This window comes from Mucisphaera sp. (genome assembly GCF_965279675.1).
In the GTDB taxonomy this organism is placed as follows: Bacteria; Planctomycetota; Phycisphaerae; order Phycisphaerales; family Phycisphaeraceae; genus Mucisphaera.
The window spans coordinates 923,787-941,165 of the sequence record NZ_CBDIIJ010000002.1; the positions used below are offsets into that span (position 1 = coordinate 923,787).

The window sequence follows — 17,379 nt, forward strand, 5'->3', positions numbered from 1 at the left end:
CGAGGGTTTTGGGAAATCAGGGTTTGAGGGCGTTGAGGAGGTCGGCGATGGTTCGGTGGGCTTCGACGGGGTGTCGGAGGGGCTGGTTGGTTTTGAGGGTGTAGTGGTTGCGGCGGCCTTGTTTGAAGCGTTGGATGACGCCTGCTGTTTCGAGGTCGACGATGATGTTCTGGACGGCGCGTTCGGTGATGTTGACGCGTTGGGCGAGGTCGCGGAGTCGGGCTTGGGGGTCTTCGGCGAGGCAGACGAGGACGTGGGCGTGGTTGCTGAGGAAGGTCCAGGTGTGGTGGTTGGCGGCGGGCTGCTGGGAGGCTTGGGGCTCGTGGGGCTCGCGGGGCGGGGCTGGCTGGGCTTGGGTTGGGGAGGCCATGTGTGGGGCTCCTGCGGCGTCGGTTGGGCGGGTTAGGGAAGCATTGGGGCAGGTTTTTTGGTGATGGCGACGTGGTCGGGGTTGAGATAGATCGGTCGGTGGTCGAATTATACGATACATGATTGACGAATCAAGATTCATGTGTATAGTTTCTATCATCTGGCCGTTTGGGCGGGTTGTGCTGCCTGGGTTGGCCTGCGGAAAACGACACTCACGGGCTTATGGAGCTATATATGACTGCCATCATGGATAACTTTGTTACCGGTTCGCAGGGTTCGGTTGAGGCGGGGGATGACCCGGGGGTGCGGGTGCCGGTGACCGTGGCGCATGGGGATGGGATTGGTCCGGAGATCATGGGTGCGGTGCTGCGGGTTCTGGATGCGGCGGGGGCGCGGCTGGATTACGAGACGGTGGAGATCGGGGAGAAGGTGTATCTGAAGGGGGTGTCGGCGGGGATTGAGCAGGCGACTTGGGAGTCGCTGCGTCGGACGGGGGTGATGCTGAAGGCACCGATCACGACGCCACAGGGCAAGGGGTTCAAGTCGCTGAACGTGACGCTTCGGAAGAGTCTTGGGTTGTTTGCGAACGTGCGGCCTTGCCGGAGTTATGACCCTTTCATCGCGACGCGGCATCCGGGGACGGATGTGGTGATTGTTCGTGAGAACGAGGAGGACACGTATGCGGGGATCGAGCATCGTCAGACGGCGGAGGTGACGCAGTGTCTGAAGCTGATCACGCGGCCGGGGACGGAGAAGATTGTTCGGTACGCGTTTGAGTATGCGAAGCAGCAGGGGCGGAAGCGGGTGACGTGTTTCATCAAGGACAACATCATGAAGATCACCGATGGGTTATTCCATCGGGTCTTCGATCGGATTGCGGCGGAGTATCCGGAGATCGAGGCGGACTCGCAGATCATTGACATTGCGACGGCGCGGCTGGCGAAGGATCCGACGAAGTATGACGTGATTGTGACGCTGAATCTTTATGGTGACATTGTGTCGGATGTCGCGGCGGAGCTGACGGGTTCGGTGGGGCTGGGTGGGTCGGCGAATATTGGTGAGGTGGCTTCGATGTTCGAGGCGATTCACGGGTCGGCACCGGACATTGCTGGCAAGGGGATCGCGAATCCTTCGGGTCTGCTGCATGCGGCGGTGATGATGCTGGATCACGTGGGGCAGCCGGAGGTGGCTCAGAAGATTGAGAACGCGTGGCTGCGTGCGATTGAGGAGGGGGTGCGGACGGGCGACATGCCTGGAGATCGTGAGGCGGTGGGGACTGAGGCGTTTGCGCAGGCGATCATTGATCGGCTGGGTCAGCGGCCGGAGCGGCTGCCGGAGCAGGTGCATCACGCGCGGTCGGGCGGGATGGAGATGTACAAGGCGAAGCGGGGCGAGAAGCCGGTGAAGGAACTGGTGGGTGTGGATGTGTTTCTGGATTGGGATGAGGCGGATCGGTCGCCTGAGGTGTTGGGGAAGAAATTGGAGGCGATCGCCGGGCCTGATCTGAAGCTGAAGATGATCAGCAATCGGGGGGTAAAGGTGTATCCGGAGGGTCTGCCGGAGACGTTCTGCACGGATCACTGGCGTTGCCGGTTTGTGCACCCTGAGCACCCGAGTGTGATCTCGCATGAGAAGGTGATCGGGTTGCTGCAGCGGCTGTCGGCGGCGGGTCTGGACTTCATCAAGACCGAGCATCTGTGTCGGTTTGATGGGGATTTGCAGTACTCGCTGGGGCAGGGGGAGTGACCCCCCTGCACCACCCCCGCTTTTGATCTGTTGGGTTTTCGTTGATTAAGTCGGGCCCGGTCTGCGTGTGAGCAGGTCGGGCCTTTTTTGTGTTGTTCAGGCGGTGGTGGTTTTGGGTTGGTTGGCGTCGCGGAAGAGGGCGTAGCCGGTGATGGTCCAGATGACGGCGGCGATGAGGGTGGGGGCGGTCATGCGGAGCATGGCGAACATGGGGAGGAGGAAGGTGGTGAGCTGCCAGGTGAGGGCGAGTGCAAGGCGGACGAGGTCGGCGGTGTGTTCGGTGCGGTCGTTGGTTTTGAGTTCGGCTGGCCAGAGGCCGAGTGGTCGGATCTGTCGGTAGAAGGTGGTGAGCTGGGTGGTGCTGGTGGGTTGTGTGGCGTAGGTGCCGATGAGGCAGCCAAGCAGGGAGGCGAGTGAGATGGCGGAGAGGGTGGTGATGTCGGTGAAGGTGTTGTTCTGGATGAGGATTGAGAGGGATTGGGGAAGGCTGAGTTGGTCGGGTGGGGGGAGGAAGGTCCAGGCGAAGGCGGCGGCGAAGCCGGTGATGACGCCGAGGGTGAAGCCCGCGCCGTTGAAGCGCGCCCAGAACCAGCGGAGGGCGAAGGGGATGAGGAAGGCGGGGAAGAGTTGGATGACGATGGTAACCCAGACGTCGACGACGCCATCGGCGAAGAGCAGGGCGAGGGTGAGTCCGGCGGCGACGATGGCGGCGGAGGCGAGGTAGCCGGCGATGACCTGGGCGCGTTGGGAGGGTGCGGGCTGGTTGTTTCGTTGGGCGAAGGGGAGGTAGAGGTCGCGGACGACGTAGGAGGCGCCGGCGTTGATGGTGGAGTCGAAGGTGGACATGGAGGCGGCGAAGATGGCGGTGACGAGGAGGCCGCGGATGCCGGGCGGGAAGATGTCAGAGAGGAGAACGCCTGGGAGGATCTGTTCGGGGTCGTCCTGACCGATACCGAGGTGGATGGCGAGGATGGCGAAGCCGAGGACCATGGGCCATCGGAAGGCGAAGAGGATGGTCCAGAGCATGCAGAGTTTTTTGACGGTGGGGATGTCCTGTGAGGCGTAGAAGCGTTGGGCCATGTAGGCGGAGCCGCCTGACCCGCCGAGGCCTTCGAGGATGCCTTTGCCTGCCCAGAAGAGGAGGAAGAGGATGAAGGGCTCGTAGAGGGTGGTGGTTTCGGAGGGGTTGGGTGTGAGGCCGGTGGTGATGATGGGTGTGGGTTGGTTGTAGGCGTCGCCGGGCCATTGGGCGAGGAGCTCGGGGGTGACGTAGCCGGCGGCGGTGATGGCGATGTAGATGGCGGCGAAGGCGATGAGTGCGGCCTGGAGAACGTCGGTCCAGATGACGCCATAGAGCCCGGAGATCATGGTGTAGAGGAGGGCGATGATGGCCATGGCGACGGCGCAGGTGGTGGCGTCGAAGGGGAGGAAGACGGCGAGGAACTTGCCGGCGGCGGCGAGGAAGAAGACGACCATGCCGATAGTGATGATGAGGTAGGTGAAGGCGGCGGTGTAGCGGGCGGCGCGTCCCTGCCAGGTGTTGCCGAAGCGGAGGAGCATCCATTCGCCGGTTGTGACGACGTGGGAGCGTTGGTGCCATTTGCCCATGAAGGCGAGGAAAACGGCGATGGGGAGGACGACGCCACCTCGCATCTCGATGAAGAAGCCATGGAGGCCGTAGAGGTAGATGAGGCTGATGATGGTCATGGTGCCGGCGGCGTCGAGGTTGGAGCTCATGCCTGAGGCACCGAGAGCCCACCAGGGCATTTTTCGACCGGCGAGGAAGTAGTCGGACGCGCCGGCGGCGGCGCGTTTGGCGAGGAAGAGGGATTTGGTGATGAGGATGAGCAGGTAGGCGGCGACGATGAGGTAGTCGATCGTGTGCATGGGGCCAGCGTAGGGGTGCTGGCGCTGATCGCAAGGTTTCCGTTGGAAAGTGGGTGTATTAGGTTGTGATTCTTCTTCTGCTGGCGAGGAGGCCGAGGCTTAGGAGTGCTAGTGAGGCGGGTTCGGGGATGGGGTTGATGGATTGGCCGAAGTTGGTGGCGAGGGCGGAGAGGTCGATGAGGTCGATGTTGGTGTCGTTGTTGAAGTTGGCCTGGGTCCAGCCGCCTGGGTTGCCGAAGTTGCTGGCGAGGATGGAGAGGTCGATGAGGTCGACGTTGCCGTCGAGGTTGGCGTCGCCTGGGAGGGTGGCGGTGAGGGTGACTTCGGTGTCGGTCTGGACGTAAGCCCAAGCGAGGTTGCCGGCGGGGGCGAGGCCGTTGATCTGATCGAAGGTGCCGGTGATTTCGTCGGCGGTGAGGATGGTGAAGGTGTCGAGCGGGTTGGGGGTGTAGCCGTTGAAGAGGAGGATGTTGAGGGTGCCGTTGAGTTCAAGGGTTTCGGCGACGTTGACCTGGTCGCCCAGTGTTTCGGAGAGTTCGATTTCGAGGGCGGCTGCGTTTGAGAAGGTGAGTGCGCCGCCGAAGTTGGAGATGCCCGGGGAGGCTCCCGGGGTGAGGTCGGCTTCGATGAAGACGTCGCCGGTGCCGACGGTGCCGGGTCCAGGGGCGAAGGTGCCGAAGAAGGTGGCGGAGGAGCCTTCGGAGATGCGGAACTCGTTGCCGGAGACGTTGTCGACGTCGTCCCAGAAGGTGACCTGGCTGTTGCCGGAGATGCGGATGGTGTCGTTGTTGGTGGTGTCGCCGAAGAACTGGGTGGGCCCGCCGGAGAGGATGATGCGGTTGTTGTTGGTGAGTCCGGCGGTTTTGAGGGTGCCCTGGCCGAGGATGTCTTCGTTGTTCTGTAGCTGATCGGAGAACTCGAGGGTGCCGCCGAGGAGTGTGATGCGGCCGTTGTTGGTTTGTGTTTGAGCGGCCTGGACGAAGCTGAGGAGTTTGCCGGCTTCGGCTCTGACTTCGCCGGTGATGTCGTTGGTGAAGACGGCGTTCTTGATGAGTCCGTCGCCACGGGTGAGTCCACGGTTGATGAAGGTGGGTGTGGTGATGGTGGTGTTGTCGAGGTTGAGGATGCCGTCGGTTTCGACGGTAAGTTCGGAGGTGACTTCTAGCGATTGGGTGCTGTTGAGGGTGAGGTTTCGGCCCAGGCGTCCGTTCTCGGTGATGGCGAGCAGGCCGGTTTGGAAGGTGCCGGAGCGGAAGTCGAGTTGGCCTGCGGCATTGACGACGACTGCCTGAAGGGTGCCGCCGTTGAGTACCACGGCTGAAAGCGGGTCAATGTTGAGGAAGTTGGCGTTGAACTGTTGAGCGGGTCCGAGTTCGAGGACGCCTGTCGATGGCATGAGGTCGGCAACGGAGACGGATACAGATGAGTCAAACTCGATGGTTCCCCAGCGGAAGTCAAAAGGCATGGGGCCCAAGTTACTCAGGCTGTCGATGGCATTTGCTTTGAAGATGCCGCCGGACACGATGATGGTGCCTGTGGGATTGAAGCGGACGGTGTGTGCTTCGTAGGTGGCTCCCGGGCCGATGGTGATGGTGGTTTCGGGGCCGCCGGCTGTGGTGCCGATGGTGGTGAGCTGGGTGTTGGTGAAGGTGGAACCCTGGCCGGTGATGAGGACTTCGGCTCCGCGGTCGGCTTCGGGGGCTGTTCCGAGTCGTGTTTCGCCGTTGATGGTGACGGTCGCGCCGCTTTGGATGCTGAGGGAGCCCTTTGCGCCGGCGAAGCCGGTATCGGAGGCGAGTTGGAAGAGGCCGGTGAAGTCGGCGTTGGCGTTGGTGTCGAAGATGAGGTCGGTGGGTCCGACGGTGGCTGCGTTGAAGTCGCGGGCGAGGAGTTGGGCTCCGGTTTCGAAGGTGTAGGTGGTGTTGGAGGAGGTTTCGATTTGGTGCTGCAGGTTGACGGTTGCGTTGGAGCGGGCGAGGAGTGATCCGTTTGGATCGATGTTGAGTCCGAAGCTGGTGGCATCAGCTTTGATGGTTCCGCCGTCGACGATGAGGTTGCCGGTTCTGAGAATGCCGGTGGTGGTGAGTTGGCCGGGTCTTGGCCCGCCGATGTTGATGGTGCCTGTCGGGTTAATGGTGAGTTGTCCCTGGACAGCGAGTTCTGCGAACACGAGGGCGCTTGTGCTTCCCTGGATGTTGACGATGCCGGTGGTGCCGGCGGCGCTGCCGACGGTCATGTTGCCGGTGACCTGGATTGCTCCGCCTTGCGCGAAGATGTCGAGGGTGCCGAGGGTGCCGGTGGTTCCGACCGTGATGTCGTTGTCGACAGACATGGTGGCGATGCCGCTTCCGAAGGCGAAGGGTCCATCGAGGATGACACGGCCTGAGGAGGCCGGGTCGAGCGAGGCACCGATGTCGATGTTGTTGAAGCGCGCGCTGGCGAACTGATCGATCGTTATGGTGCCGGAGCCGTCGCCGGTGCCGATGCGGGTGTTGCCGAAGGCGTTGAGGCTGGAGCCGACGCCGGTGACGACGGCATCGATATTTGAGCCTGATGCGGTGAGCTCGAAGTCTCGGTTGATGTTGAGTTCGCCGTCGTTGCTGACGTTGATGCTGCTGATGCCGTTGGTGTTGAAGGTTTGGGCATCGCTGGTGAGCGTCATCTCTCCACCGTTGATCACCAGGCTGGTGTTGGGGTTGAAGACGATGGGCTGGGTGCCTCTTGCGAAGAGCGTGCCGCCGTTGATGGTCAAGGTGTTGCCGACGATGATCTGGCCGTTGTTGGTATTGGGATCGCTGCCGATCTGGGCTTCGCCTTCGGCTTCGACGAAGAGTCCGCCTATGGCTTCGAGGGTGGCGGGTGTGTTGGCGCCGGTTGTGAAGGCCCCGACGTTGAGGGTGCCGGTGCCGTTGGCGAAGCTGCTGCCGACGGTGGTCTGGCCCTGGACGGTGACGCGGGAGCCGTCGCCTTCGATCTCGGCGATGGCTTCGAAGGTGGCGACGCCGTCTGCGAGCGAGCCGATGCGCAGGGCGTTGCTAATGTTGGCGGTTGCGCCTGATCCGACGATGAAGAGGCCGCGGCTGCTGTTGCCGGCGAGGCCGTTGCGCATCTGGACGGTTCCCAGGTTTGCGGTCGCGTTGTTCTGGAGTTGGATTCTGGCTTCGACGCCTGTGCCTGCGCCGGCGAAGAAGTTGAGGGTGGAGACATCGAGCAGGGTGTCGGCCCCATCGAAGATGAAGTTTCTGGATACACCTGATCCGTTGCTGACGTTGAACGAGCCGGCGGCGTTGAGTTGCGAGCCGGAGAAGAAGCGGTGGGTCCCGCCTTGGTCGTTCCATGCGTAGGCGAAGCCGCTGGGGATGTTGATGGCGGCGTCGTTTGTGGCGGTGATGACGCCGTTGTTCCGGAGGCGTAGGGTTCCGAAGGCGTTGATGTTGAGGGTTCCGGCGTTCATGTCGAGGTTGCCGTTGACCTGAAGGTTTGAAAGGGACCCTGAATTACTAGCGAGGTTGACGGTGCCGTTGCGGTTGATCGACATGCCGCCGGTGCCGGTGAGGAGGTCACCGCCGTTGCCGTCGGTGCCGACGTTGATGATCGATGTGCCATTGAAGCTGTTCGTGCCGACGAGGGTCTCGCCGGCGCCGGCCGAGGCATCGACGGTTCCGTTGTTTTCGACGTTGAGCTCGACGGTCTGGCCTGAGAGGCCGCCACCCCTGAGATCGATGTTGTTGGCCACTTCGAGTTGCCCGCCAAACTCGACGTTGATGAATGCTGATGAGTTGGTGAAGCTTGAGATGGCTGCGCCGATGGCGCCGACGGTGGCAGTCGAACCGTTGAAGACATTGAGGCTGCCGGTTGCGCCGTTCGTACCCAGGAACACGCTCGAACTGGGTGCGTCCAGGGTTGATGCTCCGTCGATGTCGAGGACGGCGGATGCGCCGCTGGCGGTTCCAACGTTGATCGTGCCTGCGACCTCGAGTCGGGCGGAGCCGGAGGTCTCGAGGAATCCGCCTCGGACGATTGTGAGTGGTGCGTTGATATCGAGGATGTGGTTGCTGCGGAGGAAGAGGCTGCCGTCGTCCTGAACAAAGACGGAGGCGCCCGAGGTGTGTTCGAACGTCCCGCCTGAGCTCTCGAATGCGACATCGCCGTTTTCTACGCGGAGCCCGGTGGAGTTGGTGTTGCCTGTGAGGCTGTCCCAGCGGACGGTGTAGGTGTTCGGGAGGTCGAAGATGGCGAGGTCGCCGGTGGTGGGCGCGGATCCGGTATCCCAGTTGCTGCCGGTGTCGTAGAAGCCGCCGGCGATGTCGATCCAGGTGGTATCGACGGCCTGGGTGGTCTGGGCAAGGGTGAGGGCGAGGGTTGCGGCGAGGGCGGAGCGGGTGCTGAGGGTCACGGGGTGACGCATGGGGTCTTTCTCCATGGGCGTGCGATGTGCGATTGCGGACTTCTTATTCCGGAGGTGTAAGCGTAATCCCTGAGGGGGCTTGTGGCATCAAAAAAATAATGGGATTATTAGATGTGAACCTGGTTGGTCAGCGTGTCTTGGGTGGCCTTGTTGGTGTTGATTGGTACACTCTGGAGGCTCTGCGGGCGTAACTCAATTGGTAGAGTGTCAGCCTTCCAAGCTGAATGTTGAGGGTTCGAGTCCCTTCGCCCGCTTTGATGCATCGACTCGCATAGTGTCGCTAATAGCAGCATGATTCAGGGGTTTACGCTCACTAGAGCATGCGGTGCCGTGCGCTTCGGTGATGCGTTGTGTTGCTGCATCTTGCACTGAATCGCACTGGATGAGGTGGGAGTTGGGGTGGGAGTCTGAGGTGGCATGGTCGGTGCCCGTCGCCATGGTTTGCTCTTGCTCGTCGGGTAGTGGCAGGGCTTCCACGGCTTTGGATGTATCGCTGAGACCGAGGACGGTGTAGTGGCTGAGGGTGGTGCGATAGTCGCTGTGGCGCATGATCTTCTGAGCAACCTGCGGGCTCACTCCGGCACGGGCGAGGTTGGTTCCCAGCGTTGTCCTCAGTGCATGGAGGTCGGCGACTCGGCCCTGCTCATCGGCTTTGAGTTGGAGCCGGGTCTTGTCGCGGCGATGGCGTCCCTTACCGATGCGTTCGGGCTGCCCTTGCTCATCACAGACCACCACCCTCTCGGCGAGGCCTGCCCGGTAGAAGTCGTTCATACGGGTGCGGTCGGTCACGGTCTGGCGGAACACCCTCTCGGCACCGAGCCCCCTGAGGCTCAGGCGTCGCTCAGGCTGGAGGGCTTTAAGGGCGGCAGCGAGGCGTGGGTGTAGGGGCAGGGTGTCCTCTCGGCGTGCCTTACCGCCTCTGACGGTGAGGGTGCCCTGCTCGAAGTCGATATCGGCCCAGGTGAGCCGCTGGAGGTCACCCTTGCGGAGGCCAGCCAGAGCAGCCGCGAGATACCAGGCCTCTCTGCCATGGTTGCGGGCGACTTGCAGCAACCGGGCCAGCTCGTCATCGGTGAGCGGGCGTCGGACGCGGCGGCGGTCACGGCTCTCATCCTGACGCGGCACCACCTTGAGGGGGTTGCGCTCGGCCTTGCCGGTCTTGACGGCCCATGAGTAGAAGGCGACGGCGTTCTGGCGGACGTGGTTAAGGGTCCGGGCTGAGAGGCCCTGCTCGGCAAGCTGAGAGAGGTGCTGCTCCAGGGCATCGGAGGTGAGGTCAGAGAGGCGGGCCAGTGACTTATCGCGGGCGAGGCGGGTGAGGTGACGCTGCTTCTGGCTGACGTTCCTCGGGGCCTGCCGGATATGCTCGCAGTGGGTGACGTAGGCGGCGATGACTTCGGTGATGGGGCGTCGCCCCTCATGGATCACCCTGTCTTGATGGGCGTCGATCACCCCTTCGCGGCGGAGTGCGGCATCGGCCACCAGCTTGGCGAGGATACGCTCGGCGGCGGTCTTGTCGTGGGTGCGAGTGGATCGTTCGCGTCGCTTGCCGTCGTGGTCGTACCAGCGGGCAATCCAGGTGCGGCCGCGTTTGTGGAGGGAGCCGGAGCCCTTGCTTCTGGGTCGTCGGTTCATGCTTGAGGCTTTCGTCTGGCTTTGTGGGGGCGGGGGATGAGCTTGATGTCGTACCCGAGATAGTCTGCGATCCGCTCGGCATTCTCGATGGAGGTGCCCGACTCATGCCGAACCAGCCGCGAGAGGTGGGCCTGAGAGACGCCAGAGCCCTGAGCGATGCGATACCGCGTCTCTGCGCTGGTGGTGATGGCCCGCCTGATGGCGTCGGTGAGGCTCGGCATGCCCCAAGGATAGCAGATAATTGCATGAATGCAAGTATCAGGACGTGGGGAAAGCTCTAAGGGCCTCGGTGTGAGCCCGTATCCAGCCGGGGCTGCCGGTGGTGGTGTCGATGTCGTCCGCTTCCATGAGGGCCATCCTCTCCCAGAGCAGGTCTCCGGCGTCGGTGCCAGCACTGGGGTCGGGCAGACCGTCACCTTCCCAGAAGCGTTTGAGTTGGCTCCAGTGCTCTCGCAGCCCGCGAAGCAGCCGCTCATCGTTGTGGCGGATACGGGGCCTGCTTGTGGGGTCGCTAGGGTCGAGGTGGAGGATGGTGCCCGCGTCGAGGGCCGAGGCGAGGTGATCGAGGAAGTCGAGGAACGAGGCCGAGTAGCCGTGGCCAGTATGATCGAGCCGCGGTTCGGCTGGACTGGGGGCCTGATCGTCGTTCATCTCGTGCCATGGGTCCGCCTCCGGGGCAAGGTGCTCAAGTTCTTCAGAAACCTGCGCATCTTGAGCATCTTGAGCATCTTGGCTTTCTAAGGTGCTCAAGTTACTGACAGAATCCTCCCTGAGAGGCTCAGAACCTAAGGTGCGCAAGATGCTCAAGTTTCCAGAAACCTGCGCACCTTGATATTCCGGGGCCTCGGATCGAGCCTTGGGCAGGCTCCACCACCACCCGTCGCTGCGTTTGACAGGCTGGATGCCGATGTCTGCCTTCGCCCTTGTGACACTGGCCCATGACTCTCCTGCGGCGGCGGCTCTGCTCTTGAGTTCCTTCACAGGCAGGGGCCCGTCGCTGAGTTCCTGCTCCAGGAAGTTCTTCGCAGCCGTGACGGCGAAGGGTTCGGGGCCTCGCTTCTGGTTGCCCGCTGATCGTTCGGCCTTGAGTTCCTCGCACATCTTCTCATCGGCGGTCATATCGATGGCCTTGGGCTCCCATGAGAGGCAGGCGGGGTTGCCGCCGATGGTGAAGGCCAGGCCGGTGCTGCGTGCCGCGAGGTTGCTCTTGCCGGGCAGAAGCAGCCTGCGGTCCTTGTGGTCGGCGTCGCGGCTGAGGTGCCAGACGGCTCGGGCGATGCCGGTGAAGGCTCTGGAGCCCATGGCCATCTCGTCGGCGTTGCTGCCAGCCGACTTGCGGCGGTGAGCCACCACCAGGACGGCGACGCCTCGCTCCTGTGCGAGGGTGGCCAGCGGGGTGAGGATGGCTCTGACTTCGTTGTCGCGGTAGGTGTCGGTCTTGCCGCCCATGTAGGTGCCGATGGGGTCGACGATGAGCAGCTTGCAGTCGGGCATCCGATCGAGGGCGCCTCTCACGTTGTCGATGTCGGAGAGGTTGATGGGGTGCTCGGTGCGTTTGCCCGTCTCGTCGGTGATGTAGGACGCCTTGAGCACGGCGATTCGGTCACCGTCTCGGTCCTTGTCGAACCCATGAGCATCGAGGCGTGGCCGGATGGTGTCGTGGGGGTCATCCTCGCCGGAGAGCATGATGACTGACCCCTGAGGGCAGGGTGATCCATCGGGCCAGTCGCGGCCGGCTGCGACCCTAGCGGCTATGTCTGCCGTGAGGAACGACTTGCCCTCGCCGGGGCGTCCCACCAGCATGCTGATGCGGCCCAGAGGCAGGCGTCGGGGCCAGAGCCATTGCACGGCGCGTGGCTCGATCTGGCTCATTGGGATGAGGACAACGCCTCGTCGCGGGGTCTCAGACTTGCCAGGAACACTGTTCACTTCCGGAGTTTGTGTGGTATCCTTCACTTCACACCCCCTTCGGTGCGAGCGGCCACCCAGGCCTTGAGGGCATCGACGGGGTACAAGACTGCACGGCCGAGGCGGAGGTGGGGGATACCGCTGCCTTGGTCGGCAGTCAGTTCCCAGAGTTTCCGGCGGCTGATGCCTAGGGCTCTGGCGGCGTCCTTCGGTCTGAGGTTGATGGGTGGGGTCGGTTCGGGCGCAGTGATAGCCTGCTCATTCATGGAAGCATCTCCAATGGGGGGGGGTAGAGCACGGTGGCCGACGCGGCCAACGCTTGAGGTTTGTGGGGGTGGGGGTGCCCTTGGGGCGGCGACCCTCAGGGCTCAGCTAGGGCGAGGGGGGAAGGGGGGCTCCTCGCGGGATGCCTTAGGTCTTGAGAGGCCGCGCGTGCCCCTCGGAAAAAATCCGGGGCAGGTCAGTCATGCGGCAACTGGATCGCACTTGCTTCATATCCCGTCCACCTCAGCAAGCTGCCGCGTTCGGAAGCACAGACGTTGCTACAGGGGCTGGGTGACGCCATGCTGGGCGGGGGGCATGAGGCACGGCGGTGGAGGGCTTGGGCGGCTCGGGAGAGCTTCCCTTCATAGCAGTAGAACCAAAGCAAGAAGCCGCAAAGGTGATCCCTTCGGTACCGCTAGCTGCTGCTCTGCGGTGTCGGATGGCGTGGGTGTGCGCTGCGTTCATAACCCGTGAACCAGAGCAAGAAGCTGCAAGGGTGCCCACCTGCCGCCCCTCTGGGGTGCTGGCTGGCGTGGGGCTGCGTTGCGTTCATATTCTGGTCGGTAAAGCAAGAAATCTCGGCCATGACAAGAACATCGTTCACTCTGCGTGATGGCCATGGGCCGGGTGCGGCTCGCGGAGGGGGTCCTTCATATCACCCATACTAGAGCAATGATTCGCTAGCTTGCCACAGAGCCGCGTTCTGAGGCTCTCAGGGGCGGTTCGGTGCGTGGGCTGGCGTGGGGTCGCGTTCCGTTCATAGCACCTTCCGTAAAGCAATAATCTGCTAGCAAGTCATGTAGTCTGCACTCATGACTTGCTCTAGATCGGGGGGGGGGCGCGTTCGGGTGGTCTGTGAGTATGGCTGGCAAGAGCAAGCTCGCTTGGTTTGTCTCAGTGTCCTCTTGACGCAAGCACTCGCATATGGGAGCATGAAGTCTTTTTAAATTCTAGAGAGGAGTCGCCATGAGCTTCCGATGGACAGGGCTTGCGGGGGCGGGTCGCGGTCGTAGCTTGCTTCAGAAGCGACCAGGGGCTGTTGAGGACATATCCATAGGCCAAAGGTCGAGGAAGCGCAAGTCTCGGCGCCGTTCCCTTCCAGCCTTGTACTACTTAGCGTTAGCCATGCTCTCGCCCGGAGTTGCGCATGCTGATTGGGAGCAGTCCTTCAAAATGACGCCGGACGATGGCGCAGCTCGCGATTCCTTTGGCTCATCAGTCGCGATCAGCGGAGGCCTTGCGCTTGTGGGCAGCATTGGTGACGACAGCAAGGGCAGTGCCTATTTGTTTGATTTAGCTACGGGCGCTCAGCTTTTCAAGCTCCTGCCTAATGACGGTGCGACTGGCGATACTTTTGGCATCTCTGTTGGACTCAGCGGCAACACCGCAATCGTCGGGGCCTTCGGGGATGACGACAATGGCGATCGATCCGGCAGCGCCTATCTCTTTGATGTCACTACTGGTCATCAGATATCCAAGCTGTTGCCAGACGACGGGGCTGCACAGGATTCCTTCGGCTACTCGGTCTCTATCAGCGGTGGTGTGGCACTTGTCGGGGCGTTTGGTGACGACGGAACCGGCAGTGCGTATCTCTTCGATGTTGCTAGTGGCAATCAGGTTGGGAAGTTGTATCCCGAGGATCCAGGTTTTAATGATTGGTTTGGGCAGTCAGTCGCGCTGTACGGGAACACCGCTCTTATTGGAAGTGAGAATAATGATAATGAAAACGGGAATAATGCGGGTAGCGCCTATCTGTTCAATATTGCAACCGGCGTTCAGGTCGCCAAGCTGTTGCCAGACGATGACATCCCTCAGAACGAGTTCGGCCGGTCGGTCGCGTTGAATAGCCACACTGCACTTGTAGGCAACCGGACCTTCAGCAAGAGTCAACCCTCGGGTGTCTACACGGCCTCGGGTGTCGTCTATATGTTTGATTTGGCTACTGGCCTACAGACCGGCAGGCTTATACCTGAGAACAGTACTCCCGGCGACAACTTTGGATACTCCGTGGGTCTAAGTGGAGACATAGCAGTTGTCGGGGCGCTATCGGGTGAATCCGAGTCTGGTATTAACTCCGGCGTCGTTTACCTGTTCGATATCACAACTGGCAATCAGATTGCTAAGCTTGCACCCGAAGGTGGGGCATCTCAAGACCAGTTCGGGCATGCTGTTGCCATCGAAGGCGCATTTACTTTGGTCGGAAGCCGAAGCGATGATGACGATGGAGATTCTTCAGGTAGTGCCTACGTCTATGATTTCGCACTTCCAGGCGACTTAGATCGCGATGCTGACATTGATATAGACGACACCAATTCTCTTTTGACAGGTATTGCTAGCGGGTCAACTGACAATTCACTTGATCTTGATGGATCAGGGAGTGTTGGTCTGACCGATTTTGATTTCATGCTGACATCCATCATCGGTACGGCATATGGTGATGCCAACCTCGATCTAGAGGTAGACCTGATCGACCTTTCGATACTGGCCGCTAACTTCGGCGAGTTCCCCCGCACTTGGGAGCACGGCGATTTCAATGGCTCGGGTGAGGTCAACTTGACTGATCTGTCGATCCTTGCGAGCAACTTCGGATATTCAGCAAGCATCCCGGAGGCCTCTGTAGGAGGCCTGATGACAGCCGGTGTCCTTGCGATTGGGGGGATGCGTCGTCGAGATAGGCGTCTGCTCTAGCTCATTTCCACATAACCCCGCTCTGCCAGCCGCTTGAGCTTGTTCACCATGCGTCGCTCGGCCTTGGCCTGTATGTAGTTGGCGATCCAGTGGCGTGGCTGAATAACTCGCTGCTGTAACAGCTGTCTATGTCGCTGAACATCCCTGCAGAGGATTTACCCATGTATCCTGTAGTTGCTGGAATCCTGAGAGACCGTGCAGCAGTATGCGACGTACTGGTACATGTATCACGAACCAGTCAAGACGGAGGAACGTGCAATGTGTCTAGCCCGAGTATGGATGCTGCGTGTGGCCTTATGCATCTTTGTTCTATTAGTTAATGCTGCTAATGCTTATCAGCCTTCGAGCTTAGTTTTCGGCCTAGACGACAACCCGTCTAATCCACGCTCCTCTGCCTTCGGCATCCTTCCGGGTGGATCAGCGGACTCGCCCTACTACACGCCCAGCTTTGCCACAGGCTCTCCGACCCTAGCGGCTTTCACGCCAGACGGAGATGCTTGGGGATTCCGGACAGATAGCGAGAGAAGAGTCGGTGTGGTCTTTCAAGCGTTTACAAACACGCTTACAGATGATTCAAGGTCGTTCTCCTACATTGACTCGCTGTCGAAGAACCTAGCGGACCATGGGCCATCAGGTGGCGCACTCAACCTGGCCTTTAGCGTTAATCGCTATCAGGGACAAGAATATTTCCGTTCGAGCGAATCTAGTGCGACAGGCGATGTACATGAACGCGGCTATACACGTCCCTGGAGTAGTGTTTCTACCGATGTGTTTAGGACTACCTCTACATACACGGACCCATTTACGCTTCGTGGCACGTTACCTCCAGATCAGGGGTATATCGCGAGTGTTGTCGGCCATAAAGATACGTTCACAGGCAATCGGCTTTTAGTTGATGGGTACGAAAAGCTGGGGCTGCGCAAAGCCGGTGATCACAAAGACACTAGCCCTTCACTGGATGCCACTGGCGACAATATCGATAGCATGATCCTTAGGGGATTGGCAACTAATGAAGGTGAACTTGTCGAAGACATTTACTTCACCATTTCGCCTGATGAAGCGGTGAGGCAGAACACAGCAACGCAAAGAGATTTACTTCATTCAATGGACATCTACCTCAGAGATGCCGCCGGTCAGATTTCGGTGTTTGCATCTGCTGAGTCGATAACAAGCAGTCTTCCAATTCGACCCATTGAGCCAATCGATAATTTCCTTGTTCAAGTCCTCAAGAACTATCCGAGTATCGATGCGCTAACGATCTGGGATAACGGAACGCGTGGCGTCATGGAACCGGGTATCGACTTTGCGCTATTCTCACTCTCCCCGAACGGCTTTTATGGAACGAATGACAAGGATCTTATAGATCCCCGCAAAGCCGATATCTTCTTCACCGACTTCAATGGCTCGTTTGCGATCTATGCGACCGCTGAATCTCTTGGGGTGGCTGTTAACTCAGGTTCTGGTCCACCAGTACGTATTGCGGATGACAATATCGATGCCCTAGACATCATTCTGAGCGGTGACTTCAACCATGACGATCGCGTTGATCTAAGGGATCTAAGCGTCTTGGCTTCTTCCTTTGGAGATTCAGCGACTTGGAGTGAAGGCGATGCAGATGGCTCGGGCGCCGTGGATCTCACAGACCTATCGCTGCTCGCATCGAACTTTAGTGCAGGCTCGCCGAAGGTGCCTGAACCAGCATCCACCCTACCTCTGCTCGGCCTACTCTTAACCCATGTGCGGACGTCTCGGACAGTTCGGTGAGTTCTTAGAGCTGGCAGCTGCCTTTGGGATCGAGTCGATTCTTGATGACTTTGGGCTGGCTCCTCGTTGGAACATCGCTCCAACCATGCCGATTGCGGTCCTTGCCGGAGAGAGCGGCAAGAAGCCTCGCGCTGAGCTGATGAGCTGGAACCTGTCGAAGCGGCCTGATCGAAAGCCGTGGTTCAACGGTCGAGTTGAACAGCTTGAGAACGATCAGTATCCAGGTCCGGTCTACAGGAAGCTCCTTCGTACTCGACGCTGCCTCGTACCCGCAGACAACTTCTACGAGTGGCAGGAGCTGGCAGACGGCTCAAAGAAACCCTACTCGCTGACATTGAAATCTGGCCAACCCTTCGCCTTCGGTGGGTTGTGGGATTCATGGCAGGACGGAGGAGGAGCGCTCATCCTCACACACCCGGCCAATGGCCTCATGGCATGGGTGCATAACCACGGGCCCAGGAAGCACTGCATGCCTTTGATTGTCCCGACTGAGAGGCAAGAGGAGTGGATGTCTGGCGATGACTTTGATTTCGAGGAAATGCCGGGGTTGATTGATGCGAGTCAGGCATCAGAGCTACTCGCGACTCCGCTCACCCGTCGAATCAGCAAGCGGGGTGCTGAGGGGCCGAGTCTTCTTGATGCGGATGGCGAAGCGACTGACCTGCCAAGAGAGTTGCCGGTTAAGCAGAGCTCGCTATTCGAGGACTAGG

General features: G+C 60.5%; 13 protein-coding genes and 1 tRNA gene. 7 read left to right on the forward strand and 7 right to left on the reverse strand.

Annotated features, from left to right (window positions below; genetic code table 11):
• Window positions 1-16: 16 nt before the first annotated feature.
• Complete coding sequence (locus tag ACQZAB_RS04110) at window positions 17-370, reverse strand: helix-turn-helix transcriptional regulator (protein ID WP_428387329.1); 354 nt, start codon at window positions 368-370, stop codon at window positions 17-19.
• Between the two features lie 245 nt (window positions 371-615).
• Here ACQZAB_RS04110 and ACQZAB_RS04115 point away from each other — a divergent pair, with 245 nt between their 5' ends.
• Window positions 616-2,115, forward strand: coding sequence for an NADP-dependent isocitrate dehydrogenase (locus tag ACQZAB_RS04115; protein ID WP_428390134.1), 1,500 nt, complete (start codon window positions 616-618; stop codon window positions 2,113-2,115).
• A gap of 96 nt (window positions 2,116-2,211) precedes the next feature.
• Here the strand turns inward: ACQZAB_RS04115 and ACQZAB_RS04120 are convergent, their stop codons facing one another.
• Together ACQZAB_RS04120 and ACQZAB_RS04125 are read right to left on the reverse strand one after the other, a co-directional pair.
• The gene (locus ACQZAB_RS04120) at window positions 2,212-4,002 is read right to left on the reverse strand and encodes a sodium:solute symporter family transporter (RefSeq protein WP_428387331.1); all 1,791 of its coding nucleotides are present in this window, start codon (window positions 4,000-4,002) and stop codon (window positions 2,212-2,214) included.
• A gap of 58 nt (window positions 4,003-4,060) precedes the next feature.
• Window positions 4,061-8,410, reverse strand: coding sequence for a beta strand repeat-containing protein (locus tag ACQZAB_RS04125; protein WP_428387333.1), 4,350 nt, complete (start codon window positions 8,408-8,410; stop codon window positions 4,061-4,063).
• 181 nt (window positions 8,411-8,591) lie between these two features.
• On the opposite strand from ACQZAB_RS04125, the gene ACQZAB_RS04130 reads away from it, so the two are divergent.
• Window positions 8,592-8,664: transfer RNA gene (locus ACQZAB_RS04130), tRNA-Gly, on the forward strand.
• Here the strand turns inward: ACQZAB_RS04130 and ACQZAB_RS04135 are convergent.
• Complete coding sequence (locus ACQZAB_RS04135; RefSeq protein ID WP_428390135.1) at window positions 8,618-9,463, reverse strand: tyrosine-type recombinase/integrase; 846 nt, start codon at window positions 9,461-9,463, stop codon at window positions 8,618-8,620. The two genes, ACQZAB_RS04130 and ACQZAB_RS04135, sit on opposite strands and share 47 nt — an antisense overlap.
• Here ACQZAB_RS04135 and ACQZAB_RS04140 point away from each other — a divergent pair.
• Together ACQZAB_RS04140 and ACQZAB_RS04145 are read left to right on the forward strand one after the other, a co-directional pair.
• On the forward strand, window positions 9,440-9,583 hold the full coding sequence (locus tag ACQZAB_RS04140; protein ID WP_428387334.1) for a hypothetical protein: 144 nt from the start codon (window positions 9,440-9,442) through the stop codon (window positions 9,581-9,583). The two genes, ACQZAB_RS04135 and ACQZAB_RS04140, sit on opposite strands and share 24 nt — an antisense overlap.
• Before the next feature lie 189 nt (window positions 9,584-9,772).
• Window positions 9,773-10,051, forward strand: coding sequence for a hypothetical protein (locus ACQZAB_RS04145; RefSeq protein WP_428387336.1), 279 nt, complete (start codon window positions 9,773-9,775; stop codon window positions 10,049-10,051).
• Here the strand turns inward: ACQZAB_RS04145 and ACQZAB_RS04150 are convergent.
• Genes ACQZAB_RS04150 through ACQZAB_RS04160 form a run of 3 tightly spaced genes read right to left on the reverse strand, consistent with a single transcriptional unit; the run spans window position 10,042 to window position 12,219 of the window.
• Window positions 10,042-10,266 (reverse strand): helix-turn-helix domain-containing protein, encoded by a 225-nt coding sequence (locus ACQZAB_RS04150; protein WP_428387338.1) that lies wholly within the window; start codon window positions 10,264-10,266, stop codon window positions 10,042-10,044. The two genes, ACQZAB_RS04145 and ACQZAB_RS04150, sit on opposite strands and share 10 nt — an antisense overlap.
• Window positions 10,267-10,303: 37 nt before the next feature.
• Window positions 10,304-11,974 (reverse strand): AAA family ATPase, encoded by a 1,671-nt coding sequence (locus tag ACQZAB_RS04155; protein WP_428387340.1) that lies wholly within the window; start codon window positions 11,972-11,974, stop codon window positions 10,304-10,306.
• A gap of 23 nt (window positions 11,975-11,997) precedes the next feature.
• Window positions 11,998-12,219, reverse strand: coding sequence for a helix-turn-helix domain-containing protein (locus ACQZAB_RS04160; protein WP_428387342.1), 222 nt, complete (start codon window positions 12,217-12,219; stop codon window positions 11,998-12,000).
• Between the two features lie 1,102 nt (window positions 12,220-13,321).
• Between ACQZAB_RS04160 and ACQZAB_RS04165 the strand changes: the two genes are divergently transcribed.
• The 3 genes from ACQZAB_RS04165 (at window position 13,322) to ACQZAB_RS04175 (ending at window position 17,378) form a co-directional block, all read left to right on the forward strand.
• Window positions 13,322-14,905: a hypothetical protein gene (locus ACQZAB_RS04165; RefSeq protein ID WP_428387343.1), complete on the forward strand. Its 1,584-nt coding sequence runs from the start codon at window positions 13,322-13,324 to the stop codon at window positions 14,903-14,905.
• Window positions 14,906-15,184: 279 nt separating this feature from the next.
• A complete protein-coding gene (locus tag ACQZAB_RS04170) occupies window positions 15,185-16,669 on the forward strand; it encodes a hypothetical protein (protein ID WP_428387345.1) in 1,485 nt (494 codons plus the stop codon).
• Window positions 16,641-17,378, forward strand: a complete 738-nt coding sequence (locus ACQZAB_RS04175) for an SOS response-associated peptidase (protein WP_428387347.1) — start codon at window positions 16,641-16,643, stop codon at window positions 17,376-17,378. The genes ACQZAB_RS04170 and ACQZAB_RS04175 overlap by 29 nt, the downstream gene beginning before the upstream one ends.
• Window position 17,379 lies beyond the last annotated feature (1 nt).